Below are 26763 nucleotides of genomic sequence, written 5' to 3'. Positions count from 1 at the left end.
CCGGGGGCGGTCCTCGTCGGGCCGCCCCGGGTGACCTGCTCAGCCCAGTTGCTCGTGCAGGAAGGGCACCGTGTGCTCCCAGGCCCGCGCGGCGGACTCGGGGTCGTACGCCTCCGGTCGGCCGTCGTTGAAGAAGGCGTGGTTGGCCGGGTAGAGACGGAAGTCCGCGGCGATGCCGGCCTGCTGCTGGACCGCCTCCCTCAGCTGGTCCAGGTTCTCCTTCGGGATGCTCGTGTCGAGTTCGCCGTAGTGACCCAGGATCTGTGCCTTCAGGCGGGAGAAGTCGGGCAGTTCACCCTGGATCACGCCGTAGAACGGCACCGCCGCGCTGACCCGGGGGTCGGCCGCGGCCAGATAGAGGACGAAGCCGCCGCCCATGCAGAAGCCGACCGCGCCCACTGTGTCCGAGGTGACCTCGGGCAGCCCGAGCAGATGATCGACCGCACCGGAGAGCAGCTCGACGCCGCGCGAGACCGGCAGCTCCTTCATCATCCGGAAGGCCTCGCCGCTGTCATGGGCGACACTGCCGCCGTACAGGTCGGGTGCGAGGGCCACGAAGCCCTCCGCGGCCAGTCGGTCCGCCACCTGCGCGATGTGGTCGGTCAGACCCCACCACTCCTGGATGACGATCACCCCGGGTCCCTGCCCGGACGGCGGCAGTGCCAGATAGCCGTGGGCCGTGGTCCCGGCGCTGGGGAAGGTCACGTTCTGATGGGCGGGGGCTCCGGTCGGCTTCGGCAGCTCGGACATCGCACTCAACTCCTGTGGGGCAGCGCTGGGCAGGAGCCGGCGGGGCCGGCCCCGAGTTGATCTCCACGATGTCATGCGCGGGCGCCCGGCCTGCCCCCGGCCCGCACGACGCGCCCCGCGGCCACCTTCTGCAGCAGGCTGTACGCCAGCACCGGCAGCAGGACGTGCGGCCGGTCGGGCAGGGTCGTCGTGATGAGAACCGCGCTCGCGCTGCTGTTGTTCATCCCGCAGGCCAGTGTCACGGAGGCGCCCGCGGGAGCGTCCAGGCGCAGCGCGCGGGCCGTGATCCCGCCCAGGGCGAACGACAGGCCGCAGACCGTGGCGGCGACGACCAGCGCCGCCACCAGCAGCACCGGTTCGGGATGCGTGAGGAAGGGGCCGAGGACACCGCTGGCGTTGACGTACGTCAGGAGCAGTGAGCCGACCATCGCCGTGGGGACCGCGGCGGCGAGAAGGCGGGTCAGCACACGGTCCGGCAGGGCGAGCCGGCACAGGATTCCGGCACCGCAGGGCAGCAGGACCCCTGTGAGCGCGAAGGCGTGTCCGGCGGTCAGGGCGGCCCCCGACAGCGTGTTCGCGTAGTCGCCGCTCAGCAGGGGGGACAGGGCCGTCAAGGTGATGGGGATCGTGAGCGGGCTGACGATCGTGGACGCCAGCACCAGGCCCACGGTCGTCGACTGGTCGCCGTCCCCCTTGCTCGTCCACACGGTGGCTCCGGCCGCCACCGGCATCGCGACGATCAGGATCATCGCCGCGATCATTCCGCTGCCCCCGTCGCTGTCGGGCGACCGGCTCAGGGCGAAGGCGACGCCCGGAATGATCAGCAGGGGTGCGACCAGATGGAGGACGAGCCCGGTCAGCAGTGCGGCGGGGCGCCTGGCCAACGCGCGCAGTGCGTGGACCGGCACCTGCAGGCCGGCGGTGAACAGGAGCAGGGACAGCAGGAGACGCGGGGTCTCGAAGGCGATGTGCGGTAACCCGGCCGCCCCGATCAGGTGCGGATGACGCAACCACCGCCCCGGCGTCGGCAGGGCCGCGGCGGCGACGTACGACCCGCCGACAGCCCAGCCGAGGTGGTCACGGAGCCGAGTGAGGGGGGACTTCGCGGTGCGGGTGGGAGTCATCGGGGCGCTCTTCCGTCGGCGTGGGACCAGGGCGGAGACGGAGCGCCGATATGGAAGAGAACGTGTGCGGGGCGATGCGGGCGAGGGTGTAGACGCTGAGGCTCAGCCAGCACAGGGCGAACAGCCAGCCGGCGAGCACGTCGGAGAACCAGTGGACGCCCAGGTAGACCCTGGTGAGTCCGACCAGGACGGCCCAGCATGCGACGAGCGCCGCGAGAGCCCGCCCGCCGCGGGGCGCCCGCGAGAGCACCGCGAGGACGAGCAGACCGCCGGTGATGGCGGACGTGGTGGTGTGGCCCGAGGGGAAGGACCAGCCGGAGGCTTGCGTGGCCCATTGCACCGTCGCGGGGCGGGGGCGGGCGACCAGGGACATCACGCCGTACCGAACGGCCTGGGCGGCGGCGAGACAGCCGACGCAGCCGAGGGCGAAGAGGATCCGCTGTCGTGCGGTGCGACCGAGGACGACACCCGCCAGCGCGACCAGCAGGTACGGCAGGACGCCTGTGCCCGTGTAGGTCAGCCCGCGGGCCACGGCCAGCGCCACGGGTGGGCGGTGGTCCGCGGACCAGGCGTTGAGGTCCTGGTCGCCGAAGAGCGGGGCGCCGTCCCGGCCGGTCACGACCAGCGTCAGCAGCACGAAGGCGACCAGGCTGCCGACGGCGGTCGATCCCGCGAGTTCCGACGCGTCCGCACGCCTCATGACAGGGCCCGGAGGACATCGACCGCGTACGGCGGCGCGGCGTGCAGGGCTGCGGACATCGACGGAGGCCCCTTCCATGATGGGCGTGCGGACGCGTCGGAAGACCGCGTCCGCGGTGACTACAATCCTGTAGACGGTCTACAGAACTGTAGACGATTGGCGGGCCGAGATCGTTCCCGCGGCGGTCGCGAAAGATGAACGCCGTGCGTGGGGCGCGGCCTTGCCGGACGCCGGCGGGCGACGAGGGCCGAGGGTGTGCCCAGCGTCCCGCACCCCGCCGCACCTGGCGACTCGGCATGGACAGGGCGGGCAGGAGCATGCGGTGGGATGCCGTACCCTAGCGTGTTACGTATAACTACCTAAGGGGTCCCGATGCGACGCATCGCGCTGGTCACCCTCGTCGTCGACGACTACGACGAGGCGATCCGCTTCTACACCGAAGCCCTCGGGTTCCGGCTCGTCGAGGACCAGCCGCGGCCCGACGGCTCCCGCTGGGTCGTCGTCGAGCCGGGCGCGGAGGGCGGCGGCAGCGGACTGCTGCTGGCCCGGGCCAAGGACGAGGTCCAGCGCGGCCGGGTCGGCGACCAGACCGGCGGGCGCGTGGGCTTCTTCCTGCACACCGACGACTTCGCCCGCGACCACGCCCGCATGCGCGAGGCGGGCGTCACCTTCCTGGAAGAGCCGCGCCACGAACCGTACGGCTCGGTCGTCGTCTTCCAGGACCTGTACGGAAACCGCTGGGACCTGCTCCAGCCCGTCACCGCCTGACATCCACCCATCTGTTCAGAACCTGCCGAGGAACGACACGCATGACCGCGCCCCGCATCGACATCGACACCATCCGCCGCCTCCCCAAGGCTGTGCTGCACGACCACCTCGACGGCGGCCTGCGCCCCGCCACGCTGGTGGAGCTCGCCGAGACGGTCGGCCACACACTGCCCACCACCGACCCGGACGCGCTCGCCGCCTGGTACTACGAGGCCGCCAACTCCGGTGACCTGGTGCGCTACATAGCCACCTTCGAGCACACCCTCGCCGTGATGCAGACCCGCGAGGGCCTGCTGCGCACGGCCGAGGAGTACGTGCTCGACCTGGCCGGGGACGGCGTCGTCTACGGCGAGGTCCGGTACGCACCCGAGCTGATGGTGAACGGCGGGCTGACCCTGCCCGAGGTCGTCGAGACCGTGCAGGAGGGCCTGGCGGCCGGTATGGCCAAGGCGGCGGCAGCCGGCACCCCGGTCCGGGTCGGCACCCTGCTGTGCGGGATGCGCATGTTCGACCGCACCCGGGAGATCGCCGACCTCGCGGTGGCGTTCCGGGACGGCGGCGTCGTCGGCTTCGACATCGCGGGTGCCGAGGACGGCTTCCCGCCCGCCGACCACCTCGCCGCCTTCGAGCACCTGCGCGGCGAGAGCGTCCCGTTCACCATCCACGCCGGCGAGGCCCACGGCCTGCCCAGCATCCACCAGGCCCTCCAGGTCTGCGGAGCTCAGCGCATCGGCCACGGCGTCCGCATCACCGAGGACATCGTCGACGGCAAGCTCGGCCACCTCGCGGGCTGGGTGCGCGACCGCCGTATCGCCCTGGAGATGTGCCCGACGTCGAACCTCCAGACGGGTGCCGCGACCTCCATCGCCGAGCACCCCATCACCGCCCTGCGCGACCTCGGCTTCCGCGTCACCCTCAACACCGACAACCGTCTGGTGTCGGGCACGACGATGACGCGCGAGATGGCGCTGCTGGTGGAGGAGGCGGGCTGGACGGTGGAGGACCTGCGCACGGTCACGGTGAACGCCGTGAAGAGCGCGTTCATCCCGTTCGACGAGCGCAAGGCCCTCATCGAGGACGTCGTGCTGCCCGGCTACGGCCTCTGAACCAGCCCCCGTACATAGGCGGCCTGTCCGACGTGCTGCAGATCGTCGGACAGGACGCTGACCAGCCGTACGCCCAGCGTGACCGCGGGATCCCAGCGCTCGTCCACGATCCGCTCGAAGTCCTTGGCGGTCAGCCCGTGCAGGAACTCCAGCGTCTGTTCGTGCACGGCGTCGTAGTAACCGGTCAGCAGGTCACCGGAGTCGACCCGCACCTTGGCGACCTTCGCGGAGCTGTGCCCGTACCCCGTGTCCCGGCGCGGCAGATCGAGCCCGAAGCGCTTCTCCCAGTCCTGCGTGAGCCAGACCTGCTCGAGCCCGGCGGCGTCCGCGACATGGTCGTCCTGGACGCGGGTGAGGTGCCAGACCAGCCATGAGACGGAGTTGGCGTCGTCCGAGGGGCGGGCGTTGAGAACGTCCGGCGGCAGGCCCCCGACGGCGGCATGGACCTCTTCCTGGATGCGGCTGTACGCGTCGATGAGGATGTCCTTTGCATGCATGCGTCCACCATCGCGCATCGCGGTCCCTCATGCGTCCGGAATCCAACTCCCGTGGAAGCCGAGCGGCACCCGCCCCGGGAGATGGATCCGGGCGACCGGCTCGCCCGTGAAGTCCTGGGCGGCCAGGATCACCAGGTCGGCGGCCCCGCGATCGGAATTGTGCACATAGGCGATCGCGTAGCCGTCGTCCTCGGCCCGTGCGCCCTCGGAGGGTACGAAGACGGCTTCCCCCGCGGCGGCGTCCCGCGGCAGCCGGTGGACCTGTGTGGTCCCGCGCAGCAGGTCGTGCTTGATCAGCGCGTTGGCGAAGGCCCGGTCGGGCGGGTTCCCGTCGGGCGTCAGATACGCCAGGGTCATGTCCGCTGCGGCGGCCGTGTAGGCGTAACGGTGCCGCCTGGACACCAACGCCTCGTGGACGCGCGGGAACTCCTGGGGGCGGTCGTCGAGGGTCCTGGTGCGCACCTGGCCGTGCGCCACGTCGATCGTCCAGCGTTCGAGCGAGGCGGTGCCGGCGCCGTACGGTCCGTCGGAGCCGCGGCCCGCGACGTAGAAGGGCGCCGGGTAGGTCGTCATGTCGACGACCACGGACGAGCCCTCGTCGTACGCGTTCAGGGTGTGCGAGTAGTAGACCGGATCCACCTCGAACCAGCGGACCTCGCCGCCCGCGCGCGGCAGCAGACCGACCCGCGTCGGGTGCTTCTCGTTCCAGACGTACGGCACGAGGTCGCCCCGCTCGGCTCCCGCGGGGTCGAAGGTGATGGGCAGATCGAAGATCACGACATACTTCTCGGTGAGCGCGAAGTCGTGCATCATCGGCGCGTCCGCGACCGGGATCCGTGTGGTCCTCGCGACCCGGCCCGTGTGGTCGATCACCTGGTGCCGCACGTGGTCCCAGGTGGGGTAGTAGGCGATCGCGTGCAGTTCTCCGGCCGCCGCGTCGAACTTGGTGTGGGCGGTGAAGGCCCCTTCGAGGGTGCCGCGGAAGTCGTACGTGCCCACCGTGCCGAGCTCGTGGTCGAGTTCGTACGGCAGCGGCCCGCTCTCCTGGAGGGCCAGGATCCGTCCCCTGTACCCGATCACATGGGTGTTGCACGGGAAGTCGTCCGGCGGGACGGGCCCGGGGTACGGCTCGCCGAGCTTCTTCGCCACGGAGGCCGAGCGGACCCAGCGGTTGCGGTACCACTCCGCGCGACCCTCCCGCAGCCGCACGCCGTGCACCATGCCCTCACCGAGCATCCAGTGGTGGGCGCGCGGGTCCTCCAGGCCCAGGACGTTGGGGCCGTTGCGCAGGAAGCGGCCGTTCAGCTCGCGCGGGATGCGTCCGGTGACCGGCAGGTCGAACGCCGTCAGCTCCTCGGTGACGGGCTTGAACGCCCCCTCCAGGAAGGGGAACCGATGCCCGCCCTGTGCCGCCGTGCCCGGCACCGTTGCCGCCGCTGCCACCTGGCCCCCCATCGCGCCGGCGAGCCCGCCCGCCGCCGCGACCGCCGTCGCGCGCAGGACCGTCCGCCGTGTGTGATCCGCCATCTCCGTACTCCAGCCTCGCAGTTGTCTTCGTGGACGTCCACGAGTCTGCGGCCGGGCGGCGGGCCCGGTCAGGAGTGCTGGAGCCCCTCCGCGGGTGGTGTCAGGCCCCCTCTCGCGGGGTGTCCAGAAGCACCATCAGCGCCCGCGCCGCCGGACTGGTGGCGTCCGGCGGCGGCAGCACGGCGACCGTCTCGTACGAGGCTTCACTGGCGCCCTTGAAGGGAAGTGCGGTGAGATCGCCGGCCTCGCGCTTGTGGCCGAAGTGGCGGGGCACGACAGCGATGCCGAGGCCCTCGTGGACCAGCTCCAGCAGGCTGTGCACGTCGCTGACCTCCAGCGCCACCGTCCGCCGTACGTCCGCCGCCGCGAAGGCCGCGTCCGTGGTGCGGCGCGGCCCCCAGTCGGGGTGGAAGTCGACGAAGGCCTCGCCGCCCAGCTCCTGGGGCGTGACCACGGCGGCGGTCGCGAGGTGGTGCGTGGGATGGCAGAGCACGGTCATCGGCTCGCTGGTCAGCGGGACCGACCGCAGCTGGTCCCCGTCCGCCCGCGTCCTGACGGCGAAGGCCAGGTCGAGACGGCCCGCGGCGACCTCCTCGGCCAGCGCCTCGGAACCCGCCTGCCGCAGCCGGATCTCGACGTCGGGATGGCGCCGCCGGAACGCCGCGAGAAGCTTGGCCACGTCGACGCCCGCGATGCACTGCTCGGTGCCGAGGGAGAGCGTGCCGCGCAGGACGCCCTGTACGGCAGCCACGGCGTCCTGCGCCGAGCGCACCTGGGCGAGGATCCGCTCCGCCTCGCCGAGCAGCGCGCGACCGGCCTCCGTGAGCGTGACCCGGCGGGTGGTACGCACGAACAGCGGAGCCTGAAGCTCCCGCTCCAGGGCACGGATGGAGGACGACAGTCCCGACTGCGACACCATCAGCCGTTCCGCCGCCCGGGTGAAGTGCTGGTCCTCGGCGACCGCGACGAAGTGCTGAAGGTGGCGCAGTTCCATGGGGCACCACAGTAGTCGCCGATTGAGAAGCGCCGTCGCACAGTCCCATCCGATTCTCCCGTTGGACCTCTGCACCGTGCCCGCGCGAGAGTGGAGACCTGTTTTCCCGGCCTACCAGGAGTACGCGTTGTACACCGCACACCCCGACCGTTACGCGGACATGCCCTACCGGCGCACCGGACGCAGCGGACTGAAGCTGCCCGCGCTGTCGCTCGGCCTGTGGCACAACTTCGGCCCCGACCGGCCGGTGGCGACCCAGCGCGCGATCCTGCGCCGCGCCTTCGACCTCGGTGTCACCCACTTCGACCTGGCCAACAACTACGGTCCGCCGCCCGGCGCCGCCGAGTCGGCGCTCGGCGACGCCCTGAAGGCGGACTTCGCGCACCACCGCGACGAGCTGGTCATCTCCACCAAGGCCGGATACCTGATGTGGCCGGGCCCCTACGGTGAGTGGGGCTCCCGCAAGTACCTGCTGTCCTCGCTCGACCAGAGCCTGGCCCGGATGGGCCTGGACTACGTGGACATCTTCTACTCGCACCGCCCCGACCCGGAGACTCCCCTGGAGGAGACGATGGGCGCCCTGCACTCGGCGGTCCAGCAGGGCAAGGCGCTCTACGTCGGCATCTCCAACTACTCCGCGGAGCAGACCCGGGAAGCCGCCCGCATCCTGGCCGAGCTCGGCACCCCGCTGCTGATCCACCAGCCGCGCTACTCGATGCTCGACCGCCGCCCCGAGGACGAGGGGCTCCTGGACACGCTGGACGAGCTGCGGGTCGGCTCCATCGCCTACTCCCCGCTGGAGCAGGGCCTGCTCACCAGCCGCTACCTCGACGGCATCCCGGAGGGCTCGCGCGCCGCGAGCGACAGCCCCTTCCTGAGCGCCGACACGGTCACCGAGGACCTGGTCGGGCAGCTGCGCGCCCTCGACGAGATCGCCAAGTCCCGCGGCCAGTCCCTGGCGCAGCTGGCGCTCGCCTGGGTGCTGCGCGGCGGCCGAGTGACCTCCGCGCTCATCGGCGCGAGCAGCCCCCAGCAGCTGGAGGACAGCGTCGCGGCCACCCGCGCCCTGGACTTCACCGCGGAGGAGCTGGCGCGGATCGACGCGATCATCAAGGCCTGAGGCCCGCTGATCAGGCCCCAGGAGAAGCCGGCCGGGCCAGGGAGCCCGGTCGTCAGGCCGTGAGCCGCTCGCTGAGCTCCCAGAGGCGGTCGACCGCCACCGGGTCCACGGCGTAGGGCACGACGCCGGCCTTCCACGACCTGTTCCCGAGGGACCACTCACGGCCCTCCTCCGCGGACATCGGAGGGGCGATGTCGCTGTTCTCGCAGTAGACGCCGCCCCTGCCCTCGAGCAGGGGGCTGGTCGCGCACCACACGCTGGTGGCCGCCCCCTGCTCGACGGTCTTCAGCTGCCGCTCCGGGTCGAGGATCGGCCGGCCGTCCGCGTCGAGGACGCCGACGGCCCTGAGGTCCTCCTCGGCCAGGTACTTCTTCAGACCGGTGTCGACGATGCTTCCCGGGTGAAGGGCGAAGGCCCGGATCCCGTCCGCCCTGCCCCGCTCGTCGAGACCGAGCGCGAAGAGGATGTTCGCCGTCTTCGACTGCCCGTAGGCGACCCAGCGGTCGTACGCGTGGTGCTCGAAGTGCGGGTCGTCGAGCAGGACGGGCGAGAACCGGTGGCCCCACGAGGACACCGAGACGACCCGGGCCCCGTGCGCCCGGCGCAGCGCCGGCCACAGGCGGGCGACCAGCTGGAAGTGGCCGAGGTGGTTCGTGGCGAACTGCACCTCGTACCCCCGGGCGTCGCGCGTCAGCGGCGTCGCCATGACGCCCGCGCTGTTGACGAGGATGTGCAGCGGCCGCCCGGAGCCGACGAAGCGCTCGGCGAACGCGTCGATCGAGGCGGGATCCAGCAGATCCATGGGCGCGGTCTCGACGCCGTCGATCCCCTTGAGCGCGGCCCGCGCCCTTTCGGTGTCCCGCGCCGGTACGACGACCTCGGCGCCCGCGGCCCGCAGGACGCGCACGGTCTCCAGGCCGATGCCGGAGTAGCCGCCGGTGACGACGGCGACCTTGCCGGTCAGATCGATGCCCTTGATGACGTCCTCGGCGCTGGACGCGGCGTCGAATCCGGAGTGGAGGGGCTGCTGCTGTTGCTCGGTGGTCATGGTTCGGCTCTCCTCATGTGTGCCTTCCCGACCACCGTAGAACCGGGGCTCCGTACGATGAATGCTTGATAGTCCGCATTACTTGCGCGATAGTACGGACATGCCTGCGGATCCTCTCTCCGACACCCTCGGCCTCATGGACGCCCGGTGCGTCATCTCCGGCGGTTTCACGGCCGGCGGTGACTGGGCGCTGCGCTTCCCGCCGCCCGGGATGCTCAAGATCGCCGCGGTGGTGAAGGGCGGCATGTCGGTGTCCCTGGACGGACTGCCGGAGTTCGAACGGCTGGAGCCGGGTGATGTGGCCGTGTTCGACGGCAGCCGGGCGTTCGTGGTCGCGAGCGATCCGTCCGTGGAGCCGGCGGACGCCGCGACACTCTTCGCGGACACCGCCGGGTCCGTGATTCGTTACGGCGGCGGAGAGGATGCCGTCTTCGTCGGCGGGCACATCGAACTCGGCCGGGCGGGCGAGGAGTTGCTCCTGCACGCCCTGCCGCCGCTGCTGTGTGTCCGCTCCGGCGCCGAGGAGGCGCCGGTCATGCGCTGGCTGCTCGACCAGCTGCTGCGCGAACTGACCACCGAGCGGGCCGGGGCCGACTTCGCGGCCGACCAGCTCGCCCAGCTCATGTTCGTCCAGGTCCTGCGCGCCTATCTCACGGACGCCGACGCCCTGCCTGCCGGACGTCTGCGCGCCCTCGCCGACGAGCGCATCGCCCCGGCGCTGCGGCTCATGCACGCCGACCCGGGCCGCCCCTGGCAGCTGGAGGAGCTCGCCAGGGCGGCGGCCATGTCCCGGACCACCTTCGCCGAGCGCTTCCGGGCCGTGGCCGGGGTGCCGCCCCTGACGTATCTGCTGGACTGGCGGATGAGTCTGGCCCGCCGGGCCCTGCGGGACGGTGAGACATCGGTGTCGGCCCTGGCCCAGCGGGTCGGCTACACGTCCGAGAGTGCGTTCAGCAACGCCTTCAAGCGGACGACGGGTGTCGCGCCGCGGCGCTACCGTGACGTCGCGCGGGCCGCCCTCACGGGCTGAGGCGCTCCTCCAGGCGGACCGTGACGGTGTCGCCCTCCTGCTTCCCGATCGCCTTGCGCACGTCGGCCTTCATCGGCAGCTTGTGGGCGCCGTCCCCCAGGGCCGTGAAGGAACCGCGGAAGGGGTGCCCGTCGATCGTGCCGCTGACCTTCACCAGCCCGCGGGTTCCGAAGAAGGAGACGGACTCCGGCCAGACGACACAGGTCCAGCCGCCGTCGTCGGGGCTCTTGCGCAGCGCCGCGCTGAACTGCTGGTGCAGCCCGCCCGGTCTTTCCTGCCGACGGTGTTCCTATGGTCCTCCGCTTCCGGTGGCTGTCCTGCTCAAGAGACCACCGGAGGCGGGAAAACTCGTCGAACTCCGCCCTGACGCACTGGAGGCGCGGGAGCGTCACTGGGTCGGCACGCGGTCCAGGAATCCGTGCACGCCGCGGATCCGGTCGTCGCCGTCCAGGGTGATCACGTCGAATCCCGCGACGGGCGCCGTGCCGTCGGCGTCGTTGACCAGTTCCCAGCCGAAGCGGGCGATGTCGTGGTGCCCGTCGACCGGCCCGGCGGGCCGGAAGGAGAACCCCGGGAACTGCTCGTGCGCCGCCGCGATCACCGCCGCGATCCCGTCGTGCCCGCGGACCTCGGCCAGCGGGTCGGTGTAGCTGCCGTCCGCGCTCCAGGCGGCGGCGACCGCCTTGGTGAGCGCATCGCGGTCAGTGGCGTTCCAGGCCTCGAAGTAGCGGGCGACGGCGTTCTCGTAACGGTTGTCGGCTGCGGACATGGTGGATCAACCTCCGTGGAAAGTAAGGTAGTTGCTGGTCAACGAGTGGATTTTGGGCGGTGGTTCCCCGCCGGGATCCGATACCGCAACCATGCCCGCCGACGCCCGAGGACGTCGATTACCTCCCGGGTAAGGACAGCGAGTCGCGTTTCGGCCAAACCGGGCGGTGAATATGCCAGGAGACTGGCTGGAATGGCATGGTGACAGAGTGTCAGGAGTGGCGATACTCGAGTGACAGGGCGATTCAGCCACGCCCGCGCGCTGCACGACCATGCACGACGCGCGCAGTACCACCGTGCACCACGAACGAGCCGCACGCAGTGAACGAGCCGCAGGGAAAGCGAGGCCGGGCCGGCGGAGAGCGTTGCAATGGGGGAGCGATCGTGCACGACGAATTCCTGTGCCATGTGACCGCATACGGAATATGCGGAGGTAGACGCGTCGGCGTCCCGTTGGGGACCTATCGCGCGCCCACCCTGGCGCTGGCCCTGTGGTGGATGCGGGACCGGGCCTCCTGGATGGCGTCGCGGCTCGATCCGCAGCCCGACGATCCGACCTTCCCGCCGAACTCGATCGCGCCGGTGGCGGACACCGTCCCCGACGTGCCGAGCGTCCTGCGCGCCTGGTGCGGTGACACCCTCCAACAGGAGCTGGTAGCCGAGGAGTTGGCCGCCGGAAAGCTCGTCCGCATCGCCACCAGCGACGACACCACCGAGTACGAACTGCTCGCCGAATCCGTCGACGCGCTGCGCATGCAGCGGACCGCCGCCGCCCTCGGCAGCTCCGCAGCCTGACCGCCGCCGGGCGGCTCCCGGAGGGTCCCGCCGGCCATCAGCGCCAGGTCGGAGCCGTCGGAGACGAGCGTGCGCCGCCGCGGGTCGTAGGCGTCCTGGTGCGGACGCCGGTGGACTCGGCTGGTGGAGCGGTGTCCCGACCTGAGTGGCAGACCCGCCGCCCTCGTCCACATCCCCGAGGCCGTCTGGCGCCGCTCCTCGCCCGGTTGACCCCCGGGCGGCGCGGGATCGCGGACGCGATGCCCGCCCTGACCCGCCTCGCGGAGCTCGCTCAGCACCGGCCATGAGCCGCTGATCAGGCGCATATATGAACGAATAGCTAGAATTCTGGGCATGGGAGAGCGGTCGGTCGCGCCGACGGCGCCCGAACTCGTCCTCGAAACGGAGACGGGCTCCACGGTGCTGAGTCCGAGCCGCGACTATCACGTCGGGCGTGACCCGTCGAGCGAGATCGTCATCGACGACGTCCGGGTCTCGTGGCACCACGCGGTCCTGCGGCCCGAGGCCGACCACTGGACGATCCAGGACGAGAACAGCACGAACGGCACGTACGCCGACGGCAGGCGAGTTCGCGAATGGGGCGTCGGACCCGGCAGCGTCATCCACTTCGGCAGCCCCTCCGACGGCCCCCGTGCGGTCTTCGCCGACAAGACCCCGCAGCGGCCCTCGGGCGAATTCCAGCCCTGGGCCAGCGGCACCTTCCCACGGCCGACCACCGTACGGCCGCTGCCCACCCGCACCGTCCGCATCGGCCGCGGCGCCGACAACGACCTGGTCATCGACGACCTGGTCGTCTCCCGGCGGCACGCCGAACTGCTGGCCCACCCGGACAGGACGTACGAGATCCTCGACCTCGGCAGCCACAACGGCACGTTCCTCAACGGGCAGCCCGTCACCCGCGCCGCGATCATCCCCGGTGACATCGTCGGCATCGGCCACTCCGCGTTCTGCCTCGTCGGAGACGAGTTGCAGGAGTACGTCGACACCGGCGAGGTCTCCCTCGATGTCCAGGAACTGACCGTCGCCGTCGACCGTGGCCGCAAGATCCTCCTCGACCAGGTGTCCTTTCCCGTCGGCGAGAAGTGTCTGCTGGCCGTCGTGGGCCCCAGCGGCGCCGGGAAGTCCACGCTCCTCAACGCCCTCACCGGGCAGCGCCCCGCCGACCGCGGAGCCGTCCTGTACGACGGCCGCGACCTCTACCGCGACTACGCCGAGCTGCGCCAGCGCATCGGCCTCGTGCCGCAGGACGACATCCTGCACGCCCAGTTGACGGTGCGGCGCGCCCTCGCGTACGCCGCCGAGCTGCGCTTCCCGCAGGACACCGCGAAGGCGGAGCGCCAGGCCCGGGTCGACGAGGTCATCCAGGAACTGGGCCTGGAGCAGCGCGCCGGCCTGCCCATCCACAGTCTGTCCGGCGGTCAGCGCAAGCGGGTCAGTGTGGCCCTGGAGCTGCTGACCAAGCCGTCGCTGCTGTTCCTGGACGAACCCACCTCCGGTCTCGACCCCGGCATGGACCGCTCGGTGATGCACATGCTGCGCGGCCTCGCGGACGACGGCCGTACGGTCATCGTGGTCACCCACAGCGTGCTCAGCCTCGACGTCTGCGACCGGCTCCTGGTGCTCGCTCCCGGCGGCAAGGTCGCCTACTTCGGACCGCCCGAAGACGCGCTCGCCTACTTCGGCTACGAGCAGTGGCCCGAGGCCTTCGAGGCCTTCGAGCGGGACCAGGACCGGGACTGGGCGGGGGAGTACCGGAGCTCGCCGCTCCAGGGCCGGTACATCGACAGCTCCAGCCCACAGCCTCATCCGGCCCGGCCCGGCCCGGCCGCCCCCGTCGGACCGCCACCCAAGGCCCAGAGCTGGGGCGCGCAACTCGGCACCCTGGTGCGCCGGTACGCGGCCGTGCTCAGCGCCGACCGGACCTTCCTCGCCGTCATGATCGCGCTGCCGTGCATCATGGGGGTGATGGCCCGAGCCGTCGCGGGCAGCAAACTGACGCTGGAGACGTCGATGAACGCGCTGCTCACCCTCTGCATAGGCGGAGTCCTGGCGGGCGCGGCCAACGCCGTACGCGAAGTGGTGAAGGAACGGGTCATCTACCAGCGGGAGCGCGCGGTCGGCCTGTCCCGGTCGGCGTACCTGATGTCGAAGATCGTGGTCCTCGGCACCATCACCGTTCTCCAGGCCGTCGTCCTGACCCTCGTCGCGCTGTTCGGCGTCGACCTCAACGCGCCCCGCGGCAAAGGTGTCCTCATGTCACCGCTTCTCGAGATCACGCTGGTCGTGGCCCTGCTGGCCTTCAGCGCGATGATGCTCGGCCTCCTGGTCTCCGCCGTGGTGACCAAGGAGGAGGTCACCATGCCGCTGCTGGTGCTGATCGCCGTCGTCCAGGTGGTGTTCAGCGGCGCGCTGCTCACGCTGCACGGGGTGCCCGGCATGGAGCAACTGGCCTGGCTCGTCCCCGCCCGCTGGGCCCTGGGTGCGATGTCGGGGACCATCGCCCTGGGCCGGATCGTCCCGGGGTCGCTCACCTCCGACCCGCTGTTCCGGCACGAGCCCAGCGTGTGGCTGGTCAACGTGAGCATGCTGGTCGTGCTGTCGATCGTCTTCGGGTGCGTGGTGGCCCGGCTGCTGCGGCGGCACGAACCCGAGGTCATGCGGAAGTAGGTGCGATGACGACTCCCGACCCGGCGACGACCGACGAGTTCCGCCCGACGCACGTCGTTCCGCCGGACGGCCTGCCCGCCTGGGAGGCGCCGGACCCCTCCCGGCCCACCGTGCCGCTCGACGGGCTGCTCCCGGTGCAGCTCGTCGAGCGGCTCGGTGACTGGGGCCGGGTCGTCTGCGCCAACGGCTGGTCGGCCTGGGTCGACGGCCGACTGCTGGTCGCCGTACCGCAGCCGCCGCCCGCGGAGGGCGAGCCCCTCACCCGAACGGCCGACCCTCGCCCGCTCCTCGCCCGCGTCGAGCAGGCCCTCATCCGCTATCGGAGCGCGGCCGAGGACCTCGCGGCCGGGCGGCTGGACGGCGCGTCCTTCCGCGGCCTCACACGCGGGCAGCGGATCGGGGTGGTCGTCGACGGCGAGTCCCTCTGGCTGTACGACGCCGAGCACGAGCGCTGGGTGTACACCGACGGGACGCGGCTGAGCACGTACGCGGTCGCGGACGAACCGGCGGCGACCGGGGAGCGGAACGGGAGCGTTCCGGGCCGGGCGCGCACAGGTGTCGTACGGGCGCCCGACGACCATGAACCGACCCGTCTGGTCCCGGGGGTGGACGAGCCGGGTGACCGCTGACAGCGCGGGAGCCGACCGCCCTGGCCGCTGGTGTCCTGCCGTGCCGCCTCCTAGCCGACCGTGTCCTGCACGACCTCGCCCTTTCGGTGGACTCCCCTCGCCAGCAGGGCGCCGAGGAACCCGGTCACCAGGCCCCACACGACGGCGAGGCCGAGCGCGCTCCAGAATTTCGGCTTGAGGAAGAGCTCGCCCGCGAGGCCGCCGGCGGCGTCACCGATGCCGATGAGCGACAGGCCGTAGTGCGCCGAGATCCTGCCGACCAGGCAGATCATGAGCACCGCGAGCGCCAGCGCGAGGGCCATGCGGACGGCGTGCTGCCAGGCCCGCATCCGGGCCGGTGAGCGGGCGGCCATCAGGAACGCGGCGCCCAAAAGCAGCAGTGCGTCGACGACCGGCAGCCACCACACCCTGCCGTCGTAGTGGCCCAGGGTGCGCAGATTGACCGCGGAGACGTCCGGGGTGCGCAGCACCTCGTCGAGGACGTGCGGCATGGGCAGCCCGAACGGCCCGTCCACCCGCCCCCGCCAGGTGGCGCCCAGCCCGATCGTGAAGGCGAGCCAGGCGAGGTTGGGCAGCCCGAGGAAGATCACCGCGAAGGTCTCGGGGACGTGTCCGCGCGTCGCGGCCACCACCAGCGCGACGAGCGCTCCCGCCGCGACGCAGGCGAGGAGCAGGACGACCATGGCGTACGCGGCCGGGCGCACCGACTCCTGGAAGCGCAGCAGCCGGGCCGGGAGCGGAGCTCCGCGCGACACCAACAGGGCGAGGACGAGGACACCCGCGAGCCACAGCACCCCGTAGAACAGAGTCACCGGCACGGCTGTCTTGAAGCCCACCTCGGGCGAGACCCCGATGAGGTCGCCGATGTCGCTGATCGTCCCGGTACCGAGGGAGATCTTGAAGTTCTGGTGGGAGTAGAGCGCGAGTCCGAGGAGGGCCAGCAGCCACAGGACCGCGATTCTGGCGGCCCAGCCGGCCAACTCGGCGGCACCCGCGACGGCCCGGTGCCGCAGCGGCCGCAGGAACCCGGCGGCGATCATCAGGGCCCCCGCGAGCGTGACCGACAGAGGGATCACCGTCAGTCCCGCCCGGGTGTCGGCGATCACGCCCGCGTCACCCGCGAGCTCGATGGTGCCGCCGACCGCGGTCACCACGGAGGCCGCGACGACCCGTGGGTAGGCGTGCTCGGGCAGGCCCGTCGCACCGGCACCCCACAGCCCGAGGGCGGCGACCGCGAGCATGACGATCACCCCGGCCACCACCGCCAGCAGGGCCTGGACCCAGCCGTGACGGGCGGCCGTCCGCTCGCCTGGAGCGGCGATGACCTGGTCGGACCGTGTCTGCGGGCGCACGCTGCCACGCTAAGCAGCACCGGGGTCCACCGCCCGTCGGGAGGGCCGACCGCGTCAGCTTGCGGGGGACACCCGGCCGGAGCACACAATGGGCTCGTTGTGGAATGAAACGGCATATAAGGCGTGAAATGCCGCGAGATCCCTACGCTCGGAGGAAGAGCCCGTGAGCGTCGACCCGCCGTCCTCCGACCGGCCCACCGGGCCTCCTTCGGGACCGCTGTCGGGCTCCCCCCGGCCGGGTGCCTCCGACGACGCTCCGACCCAAGGGATCGGCCGCCCGCTCCCGCCACCGCCGAGTGTTCCGCCGAGCGGTCCGCTCAGTGGTCCACCGACCGGACCGCCGACCGGTCCGCCGGGTGGAGGCGGTTCCGGAGGCGGTGGTCCCGGCGGCCGGCCCCGTCACGGAGGCGGTCCGGACCGCCCCTGGTGGAAGTCGGCGCCGCGGATGGCGCTGATCACCGGGGTCGTGGCGGCCGGGGTGGTGCTCGGTGTCGTCCTCTCCCGCCCGGGCGGAACGTCCGGCACGGCGTCGGGCGGTGAGCTGTTCCTACAGGCCGCGAGCAAACCGGGTCCCTACCCGTTCACGGAGTCGACGGCGAAGGACAGTTCCATCGCGCCGGTGACACCGGCGGCGAACGCGCCGGAGTCCGCCAATGTGACGCGCGGTGTGTCGGGTTCCGCACCCGGGCTCTACGGCGGCACCCGCAACACCGCGAGTTGCGATGTGGAGAAGCAGGTCAAGGCGCTCAGGGCGGAGCCGGCGAAGAACAAGGCGTTCGCCTCCGTGGAGGACGTCCGGCCCACCGAGGTCCCCGCCTACCTGCGCTCGCTCACCCCCGTACAGCTGCGGATGGACACGCGCGTCACCAACCACGGCTACCGGGGCGGCGCGGCCACCGGCTACCAGGCGGTGCTCCAGTCGGGCACGGCGGTCCTCGTCGACGGCCACGGGGTGCCGCGCGTGCGCTGTGCCTGCGGGAACCCCTTGACACCGGCGGTCGCGCAGCAGACCGTGCCCAGGCGGACCGGTGACACCTGGGCCTCGTACCGGTCGCAGAACGTGGTGGTCGTCGTGCCCGCGACGACCACCATCGACGTCTTCGTCATCTACGACCCCCACCGCGACGCATGGGTCGGTCGTCACCGGGGCGACTCCGACGGCCGCCGGGACAAGGAGACGTACCCTCCGGCGAAGCCGTCCCCCGCGGTGAGCGAGTCGTCGGCGCCACCGAAGTCTCCGGCATCGAAGTCTCCGCCCCCTTCGTCCCCGTCGCCGTCCTCTTCTTCTGCCTCCCCTTCCTCACCCTCCTCCTCGTCGTCCGATGCGCCGTCTCCGCGCACCTCTTCGTCATCGGATGCGGAGCACTCCTCCTCCGACCCTGTCGTGACGGCATCGGAGTCGGCGGGGGCGTACTCCGGCCGCACGTCTCCCGACACGACCACCGACATCACGGCGAGTGCGGGCGCCACGACGCCGGACACCTCGTCGTCCTACGACGCGCCGGAGCCGGCCCTGACGCCTCCCGGGTACTGAGGCGACCTCAGCCGGTCCGTACGACCAGGGCGTAGTCCCCGAGCCCGACCAGCCGGTCGCCCGGGATGTCGCCCAGGGCCGTGCACATCTTCTCGACGCGGCCGGTGACCGGGTCGAAGGCGATGTCCCGCACGGTGCCGCGCTCGTCCCCGTCCTCGCTCAGGACCCGGACGCCCAGGATGTCCGCGGGCGCCGGGGGAGGGGCGGTGTCCAGGGTGGCGCCCGACCGGACGAGGACGGCCTCCGGGCCGATCACGTGCAAGGCGCTCCAGTCGATCGCGATCTCCTTGCGACCCCGGGCCGGCGTGAGGCGCACCTGGCCGACCAGCCCCGATACGACATCGATCGTGAGTGACCTGACGACGCCGAGCTCGTCCGCCTCGCCGAGCGTGACGACCGGCAGGCCGCGGATCCCGGAGAACAGCGTCACGGTGCGGGTTCCGTCCGGTCGGCGGTGTCCCGGAGCCGGAACGCCTCGACCTGGGCGGCGAAACCGGCCAGGTCGTCCGCGACGAAGCGGGTCGCGTCCGCGGGGATGACAAGAGCCTGTCCCGACACGGCGAGCGTCTCGCCCCGGGGGACGTACACCCTGCGGCGGCGGCGCTTCGAACCGGACTCCAGGGACTGACGGGCGGCGATCTTGAACCCCACCACGCGGCCGCTGATACCGGCCTCGACGACGAGGTCGAGCACGGTTCCCACCTCAGTGCCGCCGTCCGTGAGCACCCTGGCGCCCAGCACCCGGCCGTGCGCCGCCTCGTCCCGGGCGATCACCGCGGCCGGTTCGGCGAGGACCCCCCGGCTGACGATCATGACGGCGTCGCGGCCCAGCGAGTGGACCGCGCTCCACGGCAGGCTCTGCTTCAGCGGCCCCGCGAGCAGCCCCCGGCCGTTGAGCGTGAAGCCGGTGACACGTCCCGCGGGCCCGTCGAAGACGGTGTCCTTGACCCGCGCCACCGCCTCACCGCCGAGCGTGACCACCGGCCGTCCAGCGAGGTCACGCGCGGACATCAACTCGCTCATCGCACCTCCCGCTTCCCGAACCGGTGCCCGCGCCGCACGGCGATGACGGTCCCCGACCGTCTGCTCGTCTGCACCCAGACCGCCGCCGCGCTCAGCAGCACCAGGGCCGCGATCACGACGACCGGCCACATCCACCAGTCCACCGTCCACCTCCGGGCCTTCGGGCCCCGGCCGCCGTCGGCCGGATTCCGCCCGGTCCGCGTGCCCCGAGCGGACCGGGGAATGCGCGGTGGCCGTCGTCATTTCGGCGGCCGACCCGGGCGAGACGTCAGCCGGACGGCGTGCCGACCGTTCTGCCGGACCAGTCGAGGCACACGATCAGGGCGTCGTCCAGCGGTTCGGTGACGCGGTAGCGGGCCAGCTCGTCGAGGACGGCGCGCGGTACGTCGGCCGCGGGCAGCAGGGCGGTGGCCGACACGGCACGGGCCAGCGCCCGCTCCCCGAAGACCTCGCCCAGCGGGGACAGGGCGTCGTACACCCCGTCGCTCACCACCAGGAGCCGGTCACCGGGCAGGACGCCGAACTCCTGCGCCACGTAGTCGGACTCCTCGAACATGCCGAGCGGCAGCTGCGCCTCCAGCGCGATCCGCTCCACGGCCGTGCCCCGGCGGCGCCACATCCGGGGCGAGCCCGCGTCCACCGCGAGCGCGCTGCCGGTGGCGAGGTCGAAGGAGAGCAGCAGCGCCGACACGTGCTGGTCGCCGTGGTGCTGGGCGTAGAGGGCCTGATCGGCGAGTCTGGCCTGGTCGGCGACCGGGAGCCCGGCGCGGCGGGCGTTGCGCAGGGCGCCGACGGCCAGGTGGGTCAGCAAGGACGCGTGGATGCCGTCCCCCATCCCGTTGATGATCGACAGGGTGAGCCGGTGTGCGTCCGAGGACCAGTCGAAGTTGTCCCCGCGCACCGCGTACGCGGGCTCCAGCTGGGCGCCGACGGCGAACTCCTCGCGGGCAGAGGCCCGGCCCGGGAGCAGCTCCCACTGCATTTCGGCGGCCAGCGTCAGCCGGCCGACCCGCCGGGCCTGACGGTAGACGTCCGTGTCCCGTTCGGCCACGACGATCGCGTGGCCCAGCAGATCGGCCACCTGCACGAGTTCGTCGGTCACCGAGGGGTCCACGGGCCCCGGGGGCAGCAGGACGGTGAGGATGCCCAGGCGTTCGCCCCGGGCGGTGACCGGCAGATGCAGACGCGTCCGTTCGGTGTTGCGGGGGTGTTCCTCGTGCGGCTCCTGACTGCCGAAGGCGCGGCTCTCGGGGGTGTTGTGCAGGGACACGGCACGCGCGGGGTCGCCGGGCTCCTCGACCGGCTGCAGCACGGTCATCCCGTAGTCCGCCAGCAGCAGGTCGGCGTCGATCGCCCCCCAGACATCCGTCAGTAGGGGGCGCAGGGTGTCGAGCAGCGCGTGCGGCGGGGCCGCGCGCAGGGCTCTGTCGACGTCGTTCACAGAGGTCACGGTCGTGATGACTTTCTCGTGCGGTGGTCGTGCGAGGCGGTCTGCGTGGTCGCAGGGGTCTGTCACGAGGGCTCCGGTGGACCGGCGCGGCTGGCAATGGCCTTGAGTTGATGACAAGGTGGATCGGTGCCTCGCTCGATCCGTCCACCCGTCTCCCGAGACGAAGCCGCGCATACCCTCGACGCCGTCTCGGAGCTCCTCGAACTCCTGTGGGGCCGAGGGCAGGAGTCCGCGCCGTCCGGACCGGTGCCGCCCTCTCAGCTACGGGCCCTGATCGTGATCGAGCAGGGCGGGTCCATGAATCTTCGCTCGCTCGGTGACGCCCTGGCCTCGCGTCCCTCCTCGGTCAGCCGTCTGTGTGACCGGATGGAGGCAGTCGGCCTGATCCGCAGAGTGCCGAGCTCGACGAGCCGGCGCGAGGTCGAGGTCGGCCTCAGCCCGCTCGGCGAGCAGGTGCTGAGCGAACTGCGGGAGCACCGTGCGCGCGAGGTGCGGGCCGTGCTGGAGCAGATGTCCTCGGCGGACGTCGCCCGGCTCACCGAAGGCCTCGAAGCGTTCCGGGCGACCGCGCTGGACCAGCTCGAAGAGCGCTCCGGCGGGTCCGGCCGGGCGCCCGGGCATGCGACCGGTACCGGTTAGCTCCATCTGCGTCCCTTCGGTGCGACCCGTCACTGCGACCCCATCACTGCGACAACCGGCCCACGGGTCGCCGGACTTGGGATCGCAGGGGAACCAGATTGTTGCCTGACGGCAATTGTTGTCAAATGACAACGATCGGCTACGGTAGGGCCTGACACCGCTCCATCGCGGCGTTGTGGCGCACCGTCCCCATGCGGTTACCCCACTCTCCGCGGATTCGACAACCTTTCGAGGGATCGCTGTGCATTCAGGCCGGAGTCCAGGTCAGGCGGCCATGTCGCTGTCGATGCGCGAGGCCGGTCGTTCGACCGTGATCGCGGTCCGCGGCGAGGTGGATCTCGACAACGCGGGCGAGCTCGACGAGGCCCTCGCGGCGGCGGGCCGCGCCGGTCCGGGAGCGGTGGTCCTCGACCTGGCCGCGGTGACCTTTCTGGACTCGACCACGATCAACGTCGTCCTGCGGGCCCACGGGGTGCTCGGCCCGCGGCTCCGGCTGGCCGCCCTCTCCCCGTTCGTGGAGCGGGTGCTGGGCATCACCGGCGTCTCGGACGTGCTGCCGGTCTTCCCCGGCGTGGGGGAGGCACTGGAGGCCGATGCGGTCTGAGAGCGTGTCAGACGGACCGGTCGGACGGCCCGGGTGTCTCCGCGTGCTCCGGATGCCCGTGGGCCAGGGACGGGCCGAGCGAGCGCAGCGCGGCCAGCAGTCCGCTCAGATCGGACTCCGGCATCCGCAGCAGCGCGTCCTTGATCCAGGCGGTGCGCTGATCCCGCACCCGGTCGAGGGCCGAGCGGCCGCGGCCGGTCAGACTCAGGCCGACGCCCCTGCGGTCCTCGGTGCGTGGCGAACGGGCCAGCAGTCCGGCCTCTTCGAGCGTGTCGCACACCCGGCTCGCCCGGGAGCGGCTGATCTGCGCCCGCTCCGCGAGTGCCGCGAGCGTCAGACCCGGATCCGTGCCCACCAGGGTCAGGGCCCGCAGCAGCGGCGGCGAGAGTCTGCTGTCGACCGCGAGCGCCGTACGGGCCGACACGGAGACCAGGATCTCCGCCGCGGCCGCGAGCCGGTCGGCGGCCTGGAGCAGGGCGTTGTCCCGTTCCCGGGGCGGTATGCCGTCCCGTACTTCGGGCTCCTGTCCGTCCATCCGTCCGCGCCCCTTGCTCGTACCGAGAACTCGGTGACCGGTCATGCCTCGCCTGGAGGCCCTGCCCTGCCGCGTCGGGATGACACCGTTCCCTTGTGGGAATCGTGTGCGGAAGCCACCGGGACGGGGGAACATCGGGGTGACTGTGGAGGACTTCACGGGGTACGAGCCCCTGTGCAGCAACGTCCGGACGCGCAATGTCCCGACGTACCAGCATCCGAGAGAGAACCACATGATCGAGCGCTTGGACGGAGCGGTGATACCGACTGGCTTCGACGTGCCCGTGGAACCGCTTCGGCGGGCGGCGCACTACACCGGCGAGCCGGGGTGCATCGCCGAAGCGCGCCATTTCGCCGAGCTGTTCGTCGAACAGCTCCGTTCGGAGTGGTGTGCCGAGATCGGCGCACAGGCCACCGGCGACCTCCTGCTGGTCGTCAGCGAGCTGGTCACCAACGCGGACCGGCACAGCCATGGGCCGTACATCCTGGAACTGGAGGGAACCGACACCTCCGTGACCGTCATCGTGTACGACAGCAGCGCCGCACTGCCCCGGCGCTATCCCCGGGATCCCGAACGCGTGGGGCGGCACGGCCTGGAGATCGTGCACGCGCTCGCGACGGAGGTGACCGTCGGGCGGGTACCGGTCGGAAAGTGCGTCAAGGCCCGGCTCGCCCTTCGCCGTTGACCCGGAGCGACGTACCAGTAGGCTCACAGCGGACCATGGTCGTCGTGGGCCATTCAAGGGGGGCGAGCGTGGCGGATCGCCTGCCGCGGACAGGTGAACGAGGCGCGGTGCCCCGGCAGGGGAGTGCGGATCCCCGCTGGGGCCTGGACGCCACCGCGGTACTGCTGCTGGTCGAGGACGACGCCGGAGACGCGCTGCTGGTGCGGGAGGTGCTGGCCGACAGCGGACTGCCGATGGAGGTCACCTGGTGCAAGTCCCTCGCCGAGGCACGCGTGTTCCTCGACGCCACGCCGTACTCCGTGTGCGTCCTGCTGGACCTGCATCTGCCCGACACCCACGGACTCGGCGCGGTCCGGCTGGTGCGTGACGCCGCGCCCGACGCGGCCGTCGTGGTGCTCACCGGAGTCGCCGAGAACGAGGCCGGGCTCGCCGCGGTGGCCGAAGGAGCGCAGGACTTCCTCGCCAAGGACGGCCTGGACGCCGAGGCGCTCAGCCGCGCGGTCCGGTACGCCCTGCAACGCAAGCAGGTGGAGCGCTCGGGCGCCGAACTCCAGGCGAGCCGGCTGCTGGCCCGGGAGAACGCGCGCCTGGAGCGCGGACTGCTGCCCACACCCCTGCTGCGGGGAGCCGGTTGTCAGGTGGCCTCGCGCTACAGCCCGGGACGGGACCACGCGCTGCTCGGCGGCGACTTCTTCGACGTCGTCGAGAGCGAGGACGGCACCGTGCACGCGGTGATCGGGGACGTCTCCGGCCACGGCGCGGCGGAGGCCGCGCTCGGCGTCTGTCTGCGGGTGGCCTGGCGGGCCGCCGTGCTGTCCGGATGCGTGGGCACGCGCCAGCTCGAGCTCCTGGAGGAGATCATCGGCGCCGAGCGCGCCGCGGACTACATCTTCGCCACCCTCACCGTCCTGCGGATCGCCAAGGACCGCAGCCGTATGAGCGTGATCCGCGCCGGACACCCGGGACTGCTCGTGGGTACCTCGCGTGGCATCGAGCTCTTCGAGCCGGCCCCGGGCCCCGCGCTCGGACTGCTTCCGGGCCGGGCCCACTGGCCGGAGACCGAGCTGCCCGCGCACGACATCAGCGCCGTGACGCTGTTCACCGACGGTCTCTTCGAGGGCGTCGTGGCCCCGGGCCGGCGACTGGGAGAGGAAGGGCTGCTCGCGGTGGCGAGGAAACACCAGGCCCTGCGCGGGCGCCCGTTCGCCGACGCGGTGGTCGAGGACGTCGCCGCGCTGACCGCCTCCCACGGCGGACTCGCCGACGACGTGGCCGTCCTGCACCTGGCGACGGACGGGATGTCATGATCCGTACGCCGAATGCCCCGGGACCGGACGATGCCACGGCGGACACTCCCGAGGACGTAAAGCCCCCACGCGTCGCCCGGCTGACCGTGCAGGGCTGGATCCACGTGGTGCTGGCCGCCAACGTGCTGCTGGTGATCGTCTGCGCCGTGTCCGGCGGTGTCCTCCAGGCCCGCGCCGACGACCGCACCGATCTGCTCACCGACCGCATCCAGCCGGCCCGCGCCACCGCCTACCAGCTGGAGACCTCGCTGGTGGACCAGGAGACAGGCGTACGAGGCTACGTACTGAGCAGGGACACCGGATTCCTCGATCCGTACGCGTCCGGAGCACGGGACGAGAAGACCTTCGAGGCCCGCCTGGCGACGCAACTCGCCGACCACTCCAGGATCGCCGCGGACCTGAAGACAGCCGGACGCCTCAGCGACGCCTGGCGCAGGGACTACGCCGAGCCGCTGATCGAGGCGGCCCGCACGCCCGGCGGCGCCCAAGCCCCCTCCCTGGAGGCGAGCAAGGCCAGGTTCGACGAGATCCGGGGGCAGCTCGCCACCCTGGAGCAGGACATCCAGCAACTGCGCGACCGGACCCGCGCCTCGGCCGACGACAGCCGCCGGTCCCGCAACCTCCTCTTCGGCGGCATGCTCGCCGCCTTCCTGGCGAGCGGCCTCGCGCTGACCCTGCTGCTGCACCGGATCGTGGGGCGCCCTCTGCGGGTTCTGGAAGCGGCCTCGGTGGACGTCAGCGGCGGCGCGTTCGAGCACAGGATCCGGCTCGACGGGCCACGCGACCTGGAAAGGGTCGCCCGGGCCGTCGAGGAGATGCGCCGCCGCATCGTCGAGGAACTCTCCGCCTCCAAGGCCCGTGAGGTCCTCCTGGAGCGACAGGCCGAGGAACTCGACGCCCAGACCCTGGAACTGAAGCGCTCGAACGCGGAGCTGGAGCAGTTCGCCTACGTCGCCTCGCACGATCTGCAGGAACCCCTGCGCAAGATCGCGTCCTTCTGCCAGCTCCTGGAGAAACGGTACGGCGACCAACTGGACGACCGGGCCAAGCAGTACATCGACTTCGCCGTCGACGGCGCCAAACGCATGCAGATCCTCATCAACGACCTGCTGACCTTCTCCCGCGTCGGCCGCGTCGGCGAGGAACTGGTCCCCGTCGCTCTCGACGACGTACTGGACCGGGCACTCGGCAACCTCAGCGTGGTCCTGGAGGAGACGGGCGCGCGTGTCGTACGGGAAGGGCCGCTGCCCACCGTGACGGGTGACGTCACGACCCTGACCATGCTCTGGCAGAACCTGATCGGCAACGCCGTGAAGTTCCGCCACCCCGACCGGCCGCCCGAGATCGCCGTCCGCTGCGAGGCGGAGCCGGAGGACGGACCGTGGCGGCTGACCGTACAGGACAACGGCATAGGCATCGAACCCGAGTTCAGGGAGAAGGTCTTCGTCATCTTCCAGCGGCTGCACGGCCGCGACGAGTACGAGGGCACGGGAATCGGCCTCGCCCTCTGCCGCAAGATCGTCGAGCATCACGGGGGCGCCATCACCCTGGACGGCGCCGCCGGTGCGGGCACACGCGTGTCCTTCACCCTGCCCATGGCGCGACCGGAACCCGCCCCCGGGGCCGAGGAGGCAGCGCGCCCACCCGAAGGAGCACACACGTGAGCACCCCCGCCGTACCCATTCAGGTCCTGCTCGTCGAGGACGACCCCGGCGACGAGCTGATGACCCGCGAGGCGTTCGAGGACAACAAGATCCGCAACACCCTGCACGTCGTACGGGACGGCGAGGAGGCCCTCGACTTCCTCTACCGCGCCAACCAGTACACCGAGGCTCCGCGCCCCGACCTGATCCTGCTCGACCTCAACCTGCCCAAGTACGACGGGCGCCAGGTCCTGGAGCGGATCAAGTCCGACGACGAACTGGCCCACATCCCCGTCGTCGTCCTCACCACCTCCTCCGCCGAGGAGGACATCCTGCGCAGCTACAAACTGCACGCGAACGCCTATGTGACCAAGCCGGTCGACCTCGACCAGTTCATCGCCGCGGTCCGCCAGATCGACGACTTCTTCGTGACCGTGGTGAAGCTGCCCAAGACCATCTGACCCCCGC

The 26763-nt window shown here is 71.6% G+C and carries 29 protein-coding genes; 14 read left to right on the top strand and 15 right to left on the bottom strand.

Translation table 11 applies throughout. The annotated features are described in order from the left end of the window. Positions 1-39: 39 nt before the first annotated feature. From ACZ69M_RS04980 to ACZ69M_RS04970, 3 genes are all read right to left on the bottom strand, one after another. Entirely contained in the window at positions 40-750 is a 711-nt protein-coding gene (locus ACZ69M_RS04980; RefSeq protein WP_470046687.1) for a dienelactone hydrolase family protein, read from the bottom strand. Positions 751-821: 71 nt separating this feature from the next. Next, entirely contained in the window at positions 822-1874 is a 1053-nt protein-coding gene (locus ACZ69M_RS04975; RefSeq protein ID WP_470046685.1) for a bile acid:sodium symporter family protein, read from the bottom strand. Further along, positions 1828-2574, bottom strand: a complete 747-nt coding sequence (locus ACZ69M_RS04970; protein WP_470046683.1) for a phosphatase PAP2 family protein — start codon at positions 2572-2574, stop codon at positions 1828-1830. Before ACZ69M_RS04970 ends, ACZ69M_RS04975 begins: the two co-directional genes overlap by 47 nt. Positions 2575-2946: 372 nt before the next feature. Here ACZ69M_RS04970 and ACZ69M_RS04965 point away from each other — a divergent pair, with 372 nt between their 5' ends. Next, entirely contained in the window at positions 2947-3342 is a 396-nt protein-coding gene (locus ACZ69M_RS04965; protein WP_470046681.1) for a VOC family protein, read from the top strand. 41 nt (positions 3343-3383) lie between these two features. Then, a complete protein-coding gene (locus tag ACZ69M_RS04960; RefSeq protein ID WP_470046679.1) occupies positions 3384-4448 on the top strand; it encodes an adenosine deaminase in 1065 nt (354 codons plus the stop codon). Here the strand turns inward: ACZ69M_RS04960 and ACZ69M_RS04955 are convergent. The 3 genes from ACZ69M_RS04955 to ACZ69M_RS04945 form a co-directional block, all read right to left on the bottom strand. Beyond that, complete coding sequence (locus ACZ69M_RS04955; protein WP_470046677.1) at positions 4436-4945, bottom strand: mycothiol transferase; 510 nt, start codon at positions 4943-4945, stop codon at positions 4436-4438. The two genes, ACZ69M_RS04960 and ACZ69M_RS04955, sit on opposite strands and share 13 nt — an antisense overlap. A 27-nt stretch (positions 4946-4972) precedes the next feature. Further along, positions 4973-6472, bottom strand: coding sequence for a carotenoid oxygenase family protein (locus ACZ69M_RS04950; protein ID WP_470046675.1), 1500 nt, complete (start codon positions 6470-6472; stop codon positions 4973-4975). A 100-nt stretch (positions 6473-6572) separates the two neighbouring features. Further along, entirely contained in the window at positions 6573-7466 is an 894-nt protein-coding gene (locus tag ACZ69M_RS04945) for a LysR family transcriptional regulator (RefSeq protein ID WP_470046673.1), read from the bottom strand. Positions 7467-7593: 127 nt separating this feature from the next. Between ACZ69M_RS04945 and mgrA the strand changes: the two genes are divergently transcribed. Then, positions 7594-8586 (top strand): L-glyceraldehyde 3-phosphate reductase, encoded by a 993-nt coding sequence (mgrA, locus tag ACZ69M_RS04940; RefSeq protein WP_403696329.1) that lies wholly within the window; start codon positions 7594-7596, stop codon positions 8584-8586. A 52-nt stretch (positions 8587-8638) separates the two neighbouring features. On the opposite strand, the gene ACZ69M_RS04935 is transcribed toward mgrA, so the two are convergent. Then, a complete protein-coding gene (locus ACZ69M_RS04935; protein ID WP_470046670.1) occupies positions 8639-9634 on the bottom strand; it encodes an oxidoreductase in 996 nt (331 codons plus the stop codon). Positions 9635-9734: 100 nt separating this feature from the next. On the opposite strand from ACZ69M_RS04935, the gene ACZ69M_RS04930 reads away from it, so the two are divergent. Further along, the gene (locus ACZ69M_RS04930) at positions 9735-10664 is read left to right on the top strand and encodes a helix-turn-helix transcriptional regulator (protein WP_470046668.1); all 930 of its coding nucleotides are present in this window, start codon (positions 9735-9737) and stop codon (positions 10662-10664) included. On the opposite strand, the gene ACZ69M_RS04925 is transcribed toward ACZ69M_RS04930, so the two are convergent. Continuing rightward, on the bottom strand, positions 10654-10923 hold the full coding sequence (locus tag ACZ69M_RS04925) for a DUF1905 domain-containing protein (protein WP_470047524.1): 270 nt from the start codon (positions 10921-10923) through the stop codon (positions 10654-10656). The genes ACZ69M_RS04930 and ACZ69M_RS04925 overlap by 11 nt on opposite strands. A 129-nt stretch (positions 10924-11052) precedes the next feature. Continuing rightward, positions 11053-11433, bottom strand: coding sequence for a nuclear transport factor 2 family protein (locus ACZ69M_RS04920; protein WP_470046666.1), 381 nt, complete (start codon positions 11431-11433; stop codon positions 11053-11055). A 383-nt stretch (positions 11434-11816) separates the two neighbouring features. On the opposite strand from ACZ69M_RS04920, the gene ACZ69M_RS04915 reads away from it, so the two are divergent. The 3 genes from ACZ69M_RS04915 to ACZ69M_RS04905 all read left to right on the top strand — a co-directional run bounded on the left by ACZ69M_RS04915 (position 11817) and on the right by ACZ69M_RS04905 (position 15523). Further along, positions 11817-12227, top strand: coding sequence for a hypothetical protein (locus ACZ69M_RS04915; protein ID WP_470046664.1), 411 nt, complete (start codon positions 11817-11819; stop codon positions 12225-12227). Between the two features lie 333 nt (positions 12228-12560). Next, on the top strand, positions 12561-14894 hold the full coding sequence (locus ACZ69M_RS04910; RefSeq protein WP_470046662.1) for an FHA domain-containing protein: 2334 nt from the start codon (positions 12561-12563) through the stop codon (positions 14892-14894). A gap of 5 nt (positions 14895-14899) precedes the next feature. Beyond that, positions 14900-15523, top strand: a complete 624-nt coding sequence (locus ACZ69M_RS04905) for a hypothetical protein (protein WP_470046660.1) — start codon at positions 14900-14902, stop codon at positions 15521-15523. Positions 15524-15573: 50 nt separating this feature from the next. On the opposite strand, the gene ACZ69M_RS04900 is transcribed toward ACZ69M_RS04905, so the two are convergent. Beyond that, complete coding sequence (locus ACZ69M_RS04900) at positions 15574-16875, bottom strand: streptophobe family protein (protein WP_470046658.1); 1302 nt, start codon at positions 16873-16875, stop codon at positions 15574-15576. A gap of 163 nt (positions 16876-17038) precedes the next feature. Here ACZ69M_RS04900 and ACZ69M_RS04895 point away from each other — a divergent pair, with 163 nt between their 5' ends. Then, positions 17039-18409, top strand: coding sequence for a DUF6777 domain-containing protein (locus ACZ69M_RS04895; protein ID WP_470046656.1), 1371 nt, complete (start codon positions 17039-17041; stop codon positions 18407-18409). A gap of 7 nt (positions 18410-18416) precedes the next feature. Here ACZ69M_RS04895 and ACZ69M_RS04890 read toward each other — a convergent pair whose 3' ends face one another. The 4 genes from ACZ69M_RS04890 to ACZ69M_RS04875 all read right to left on the bottom strand — a co-directional run bounded on the left by ACZ69M_RS04890 (position 18417) and on the right by ACZ69M_RS04875 (position 20882). Continuing rightward, positions 18417-18839 (bottom strand): hypothetical protein, encoded by a 423-nt coding sequence (locus ACZ69M_RS04890; RefSeq protein ID WP_470046654.1) that lies wholly within the window; start codon positions 18837-18839, stop codon positions 18417-18419. Continuing rightward, the gene (locus ACZ69M_RS04885; RefSeq protein ID WP_470046652.1) at positions 18836-19432 is read right to left on the bottom strand and encodes a PRC-barrel domain-containing protein; all 597 of its coding nucleotides are present in this window, start codon (positions 19430-19432) and stop codon (positions 18836-18838) included. The genes ACZ69M_RS04890 and ACZ69M_RS04885 overlap by 4 nt, the downstream gene beginning before the upstream one ends. Then, positions 19429-19575, bottom strand: a complete 147-nt coding sequence (locus tag ACZ69M_RS04880; RefSeq protein ID WP_470046650.1) for a hypothetical protein — start codon at positions 19573-19575, stop codon at positions 19429-19431. Before ACZ69M_RS04880 ends, ACZ69M_RS04885 begins: the two co-directional genes overlap by 4 nt. Before the next feature lie 125 nt (positions 19576-19700). Beyond that, entirely contained in the window at positions 19701-20882 is a 1182-nt protein-coding gene (locus tag ACZ69M_RS04875; RefSeq protein WP_470046648.1) for a PP2C family protein-serine/threonine phosphatase, read from the bottom strand. Between the two features lie 126 nt (positions 20883-21008). Between ACZ69M_RS04875 and ACZ69M_RS04870 the strand changes: the two genes are divergently transcribed. Together ACZ69M_RS04870 and ACZ69M_RS04865 are read left to right on the top strand one after the other, a co-directional pair. Beyond that, positions 21009-21521, top strand: a complete 513-nt coding sequence (locus tag ACZ69M_RS04870) for a MarR family winged helix-turn-helix transcriptional regulator (protein WP_351305593.1) — start codon at positions 21009-21011, stop codon at positions 21519-21521. 274 nt (positions 21522-21795) lie between these two features. Then, positions 21796-22125 (top strand): STAS domain-containing protein, encoded by a 330-nt coding sequence (locus ACZ69M_RS04865; RefSeq protein WP_470046645.1) that lies wholly within the window; start codon positions 21796-21798, stop codon positions 22123-22125. A 7-nt stretch (positions 22126-22132) separates the two neighbouring features. On the opposite strand, the gene ACZ69M_RS04860 is transcribed toward ACZ69M_RS04865, so the two are convergent. Next, positions 22133-22660, bottom strand: coding sequence for a MarR family winged helix-turn-helix transcriptional regulator (locus ACZ69M_RS04860; RefSeq protein ID WP_470046643.1), 528 nt, complete (start codon positions 22658-22660; stop codon positions 22133-22135). A gap of 232 nt (positions 22661-22892) precedes the next feature. On the opposite strand from ACZ69M_RS04860, the gene ACZ69M_RS04855 reads away from it, so the two are divergent. From ACZ69M_RS04855 to ACZ69M_RS04840, 4 genes are all read left to right on the top strand, one after another. Further along, on the top strand, positions 22893-23345 hold the full coding sequence (locus ACZ69M_RS04855; RefSeq protein WP_095856485.1) for an ATP-binding protein: 453 nt from the start codon (positions 22893-22895) through the stop codon (positions 23343-23345). 68 nt (positions 23346-23413) lie between these two features. Further along, positions 23414-24652, top strand: coding sequence for a PP2C family protein-serine/threonine phosphatase (locus ACZ69M_RS04850; protein ID WP_470046641.1), 1239 nt, complete (start codon positions 23414-23416; stop codon positions 24650-24652). After that, positions 24649-26316, top strand: coding sequence for a sensor histidine kinase (locus ACZ69M_RS04845; protein ID WP_470046639.1), 1668 nt, complete (start codon positions 24649-24651; stop codon positions 26314-26316). Before ACZ69M_RS04850 ends, ACZ69M_RS04845 begins: the two co-directional genes overlap by 4 nt. Then, positions 26313-26756: a response regulator gene (locus ACZ69M_RS04840; RefSeq protein ID WP_352051621.1), complete on the top strand. Its 444-nt coding sequence runs from the start codon at positions 26313-26315 to the stop codon at positions 26754-26756. Before ACZ69M_RS04845 ends, ACZ69M_RS04840 begins: the two co-directional genes overlap by 4 nt. Positions 26757-26763 lie beyond the last annotated feature (7 nt).

It is taken from the genome of Streptomyces sp. NPDC107454 (assembly GCF_055582885.1).
Note: the sequence above shows the minus strand (reverse complement) of the source record. Positions and strands in the feature narration are given on the sequence as shown.

Excerpts from the sequence above, each read along its gene's own strand:
- ACZ69M_RS04885 (WP_470046652.1), bottom strand. The coding sequence starts at position 19,432 with ATGAGCGAGTTGATGTCCGCGCGTGACCTCGCTGGACGGCCGGTGGTC.
- ACZ69M_RS04845 (WP_470046639.1), top strand. The coding sequence starts at position 24,649 with ATGATCCGTACGCCGAATGCCCCGGGACCGGACGATGCCACGGCGGAC.
- ACZ69M_RS04980 (WP_470046687.1), bottom strand. The coding sequence starts at position 750 with ATGTCCGAGCTGCCGAAGCCGACCGGAGCCCCCGCCCATCAGAACGTG.
- ACZ69M_RS04950 (WP_470046675.1), bottom strand. The coding sequence starts at position 6,472 with ATGGCGGATCACACACGGCGGACGGTCCTGCGCGCGACGGCGGTCGCG.
- ACZ69M_RS04920 (WP_470046666.1), bottom strand. The coding sequence starts at position 11,433 with ATGTCCGCAGCCGACAACCGTTACGAGAACGCCGTCGCCCGCTACTTC.
- ACZ69M_RS04960 (WP_470046679.1), top strand. The coding sequence starts at position 3,384 with ATGACCGCGCCCCGCATCGACATCGACACCATCCGCCGCCTCCCCAAG.
- ACZ69M_RS04930 (WP_470046668.1), top strand. The coding sequence starts at position 9,735 with ATGCCTGCGGATCCTCTCTCCGACACCCTCGGCCTCATGGACGCCCGG.
- ACZ69M_RS04975 (WP_470046685.1), bottom strand. The coding sequence starts at position 1,874 with ATGACTCCCACCCGCACCGCGAAGTCCCCCCTCACTCGGCTCCGTGAC.
- ACZ69M_RS04945 (WP_470046673.1), bottom strand. The coding sequence starts at position 7,466 with ATGGAACTGCGCCACCTTCAGCACTTCGTCGCGGTCGCCGAGGACCAG.
- ACZ69M_RS04860 (WP_470046643.1), bottom strand. The coding sequence starts at position 22,660 with ATGGACGGACAGGAGCCCGAAGTACGGGACGGCATACCGCCCCGGGAA.
- ACZ69M_RS04955 (WP_470046677.1), bottom strand. The coding sequence starts at position 4,945 with ATGCATGCAAAGGACATCCTCATCGACGCGTACAGCCGCATCCAGGAA.
- ACZ69M_RS04910 (WP_470046662.1), top strand. The coding sequence starts at position 12,561 with ATGGGAGAGCGGTCGGTCGCGCCGACGGCGCCCGAACTCGTCCTCGAA.
- ACZ69M_RS04935 (WP_470046670.1), bottom strand. The coding sequence starts at position 9,634 with ATGACCACCGAGCAACAGCAGCAGCCCCTCCACTCCGGATTCGACGCC.
- ACZ69M_RS04865 (WP_470046645.1), top strand. The coding sequence starts at position 21,796 with ATGTCGCTGTCGATGCGCGAGGCCGGTCGTTCGACCGTGATCGCGGTC.
- ACZ69M_RS04855 (WP_095856485.1), top strand. The coding sequence starts at position 22,893 with ATGATCGAGCGCTTGGACGGAGCGGTGATACCGACTGGCTTCGACGTG.
- ACZ69M_RS04965 (WP_470046681.1), top strand. The coding sequence starts at position 2,947 with ATGCGACGCATCGCGCTGGTCACCCTCGTCGTCGACGACTACGACGAG.
- ACZ69M_RS04905 (WP_470046660.1), top strand. The coding sequence starts at position 14,900 with ATGACGACTCCCGACCCGGCGACGACCGACGAGTTCCGCCCGACGCAC.
- ACZ69M_RS04970 (WP_470046683.1), bottom strand. The coding sequence starts at position 2,574 with ATGAGGCGTGCGGACGCGTCGGAACTCGCGGGATCGACCGCCGTCGGC.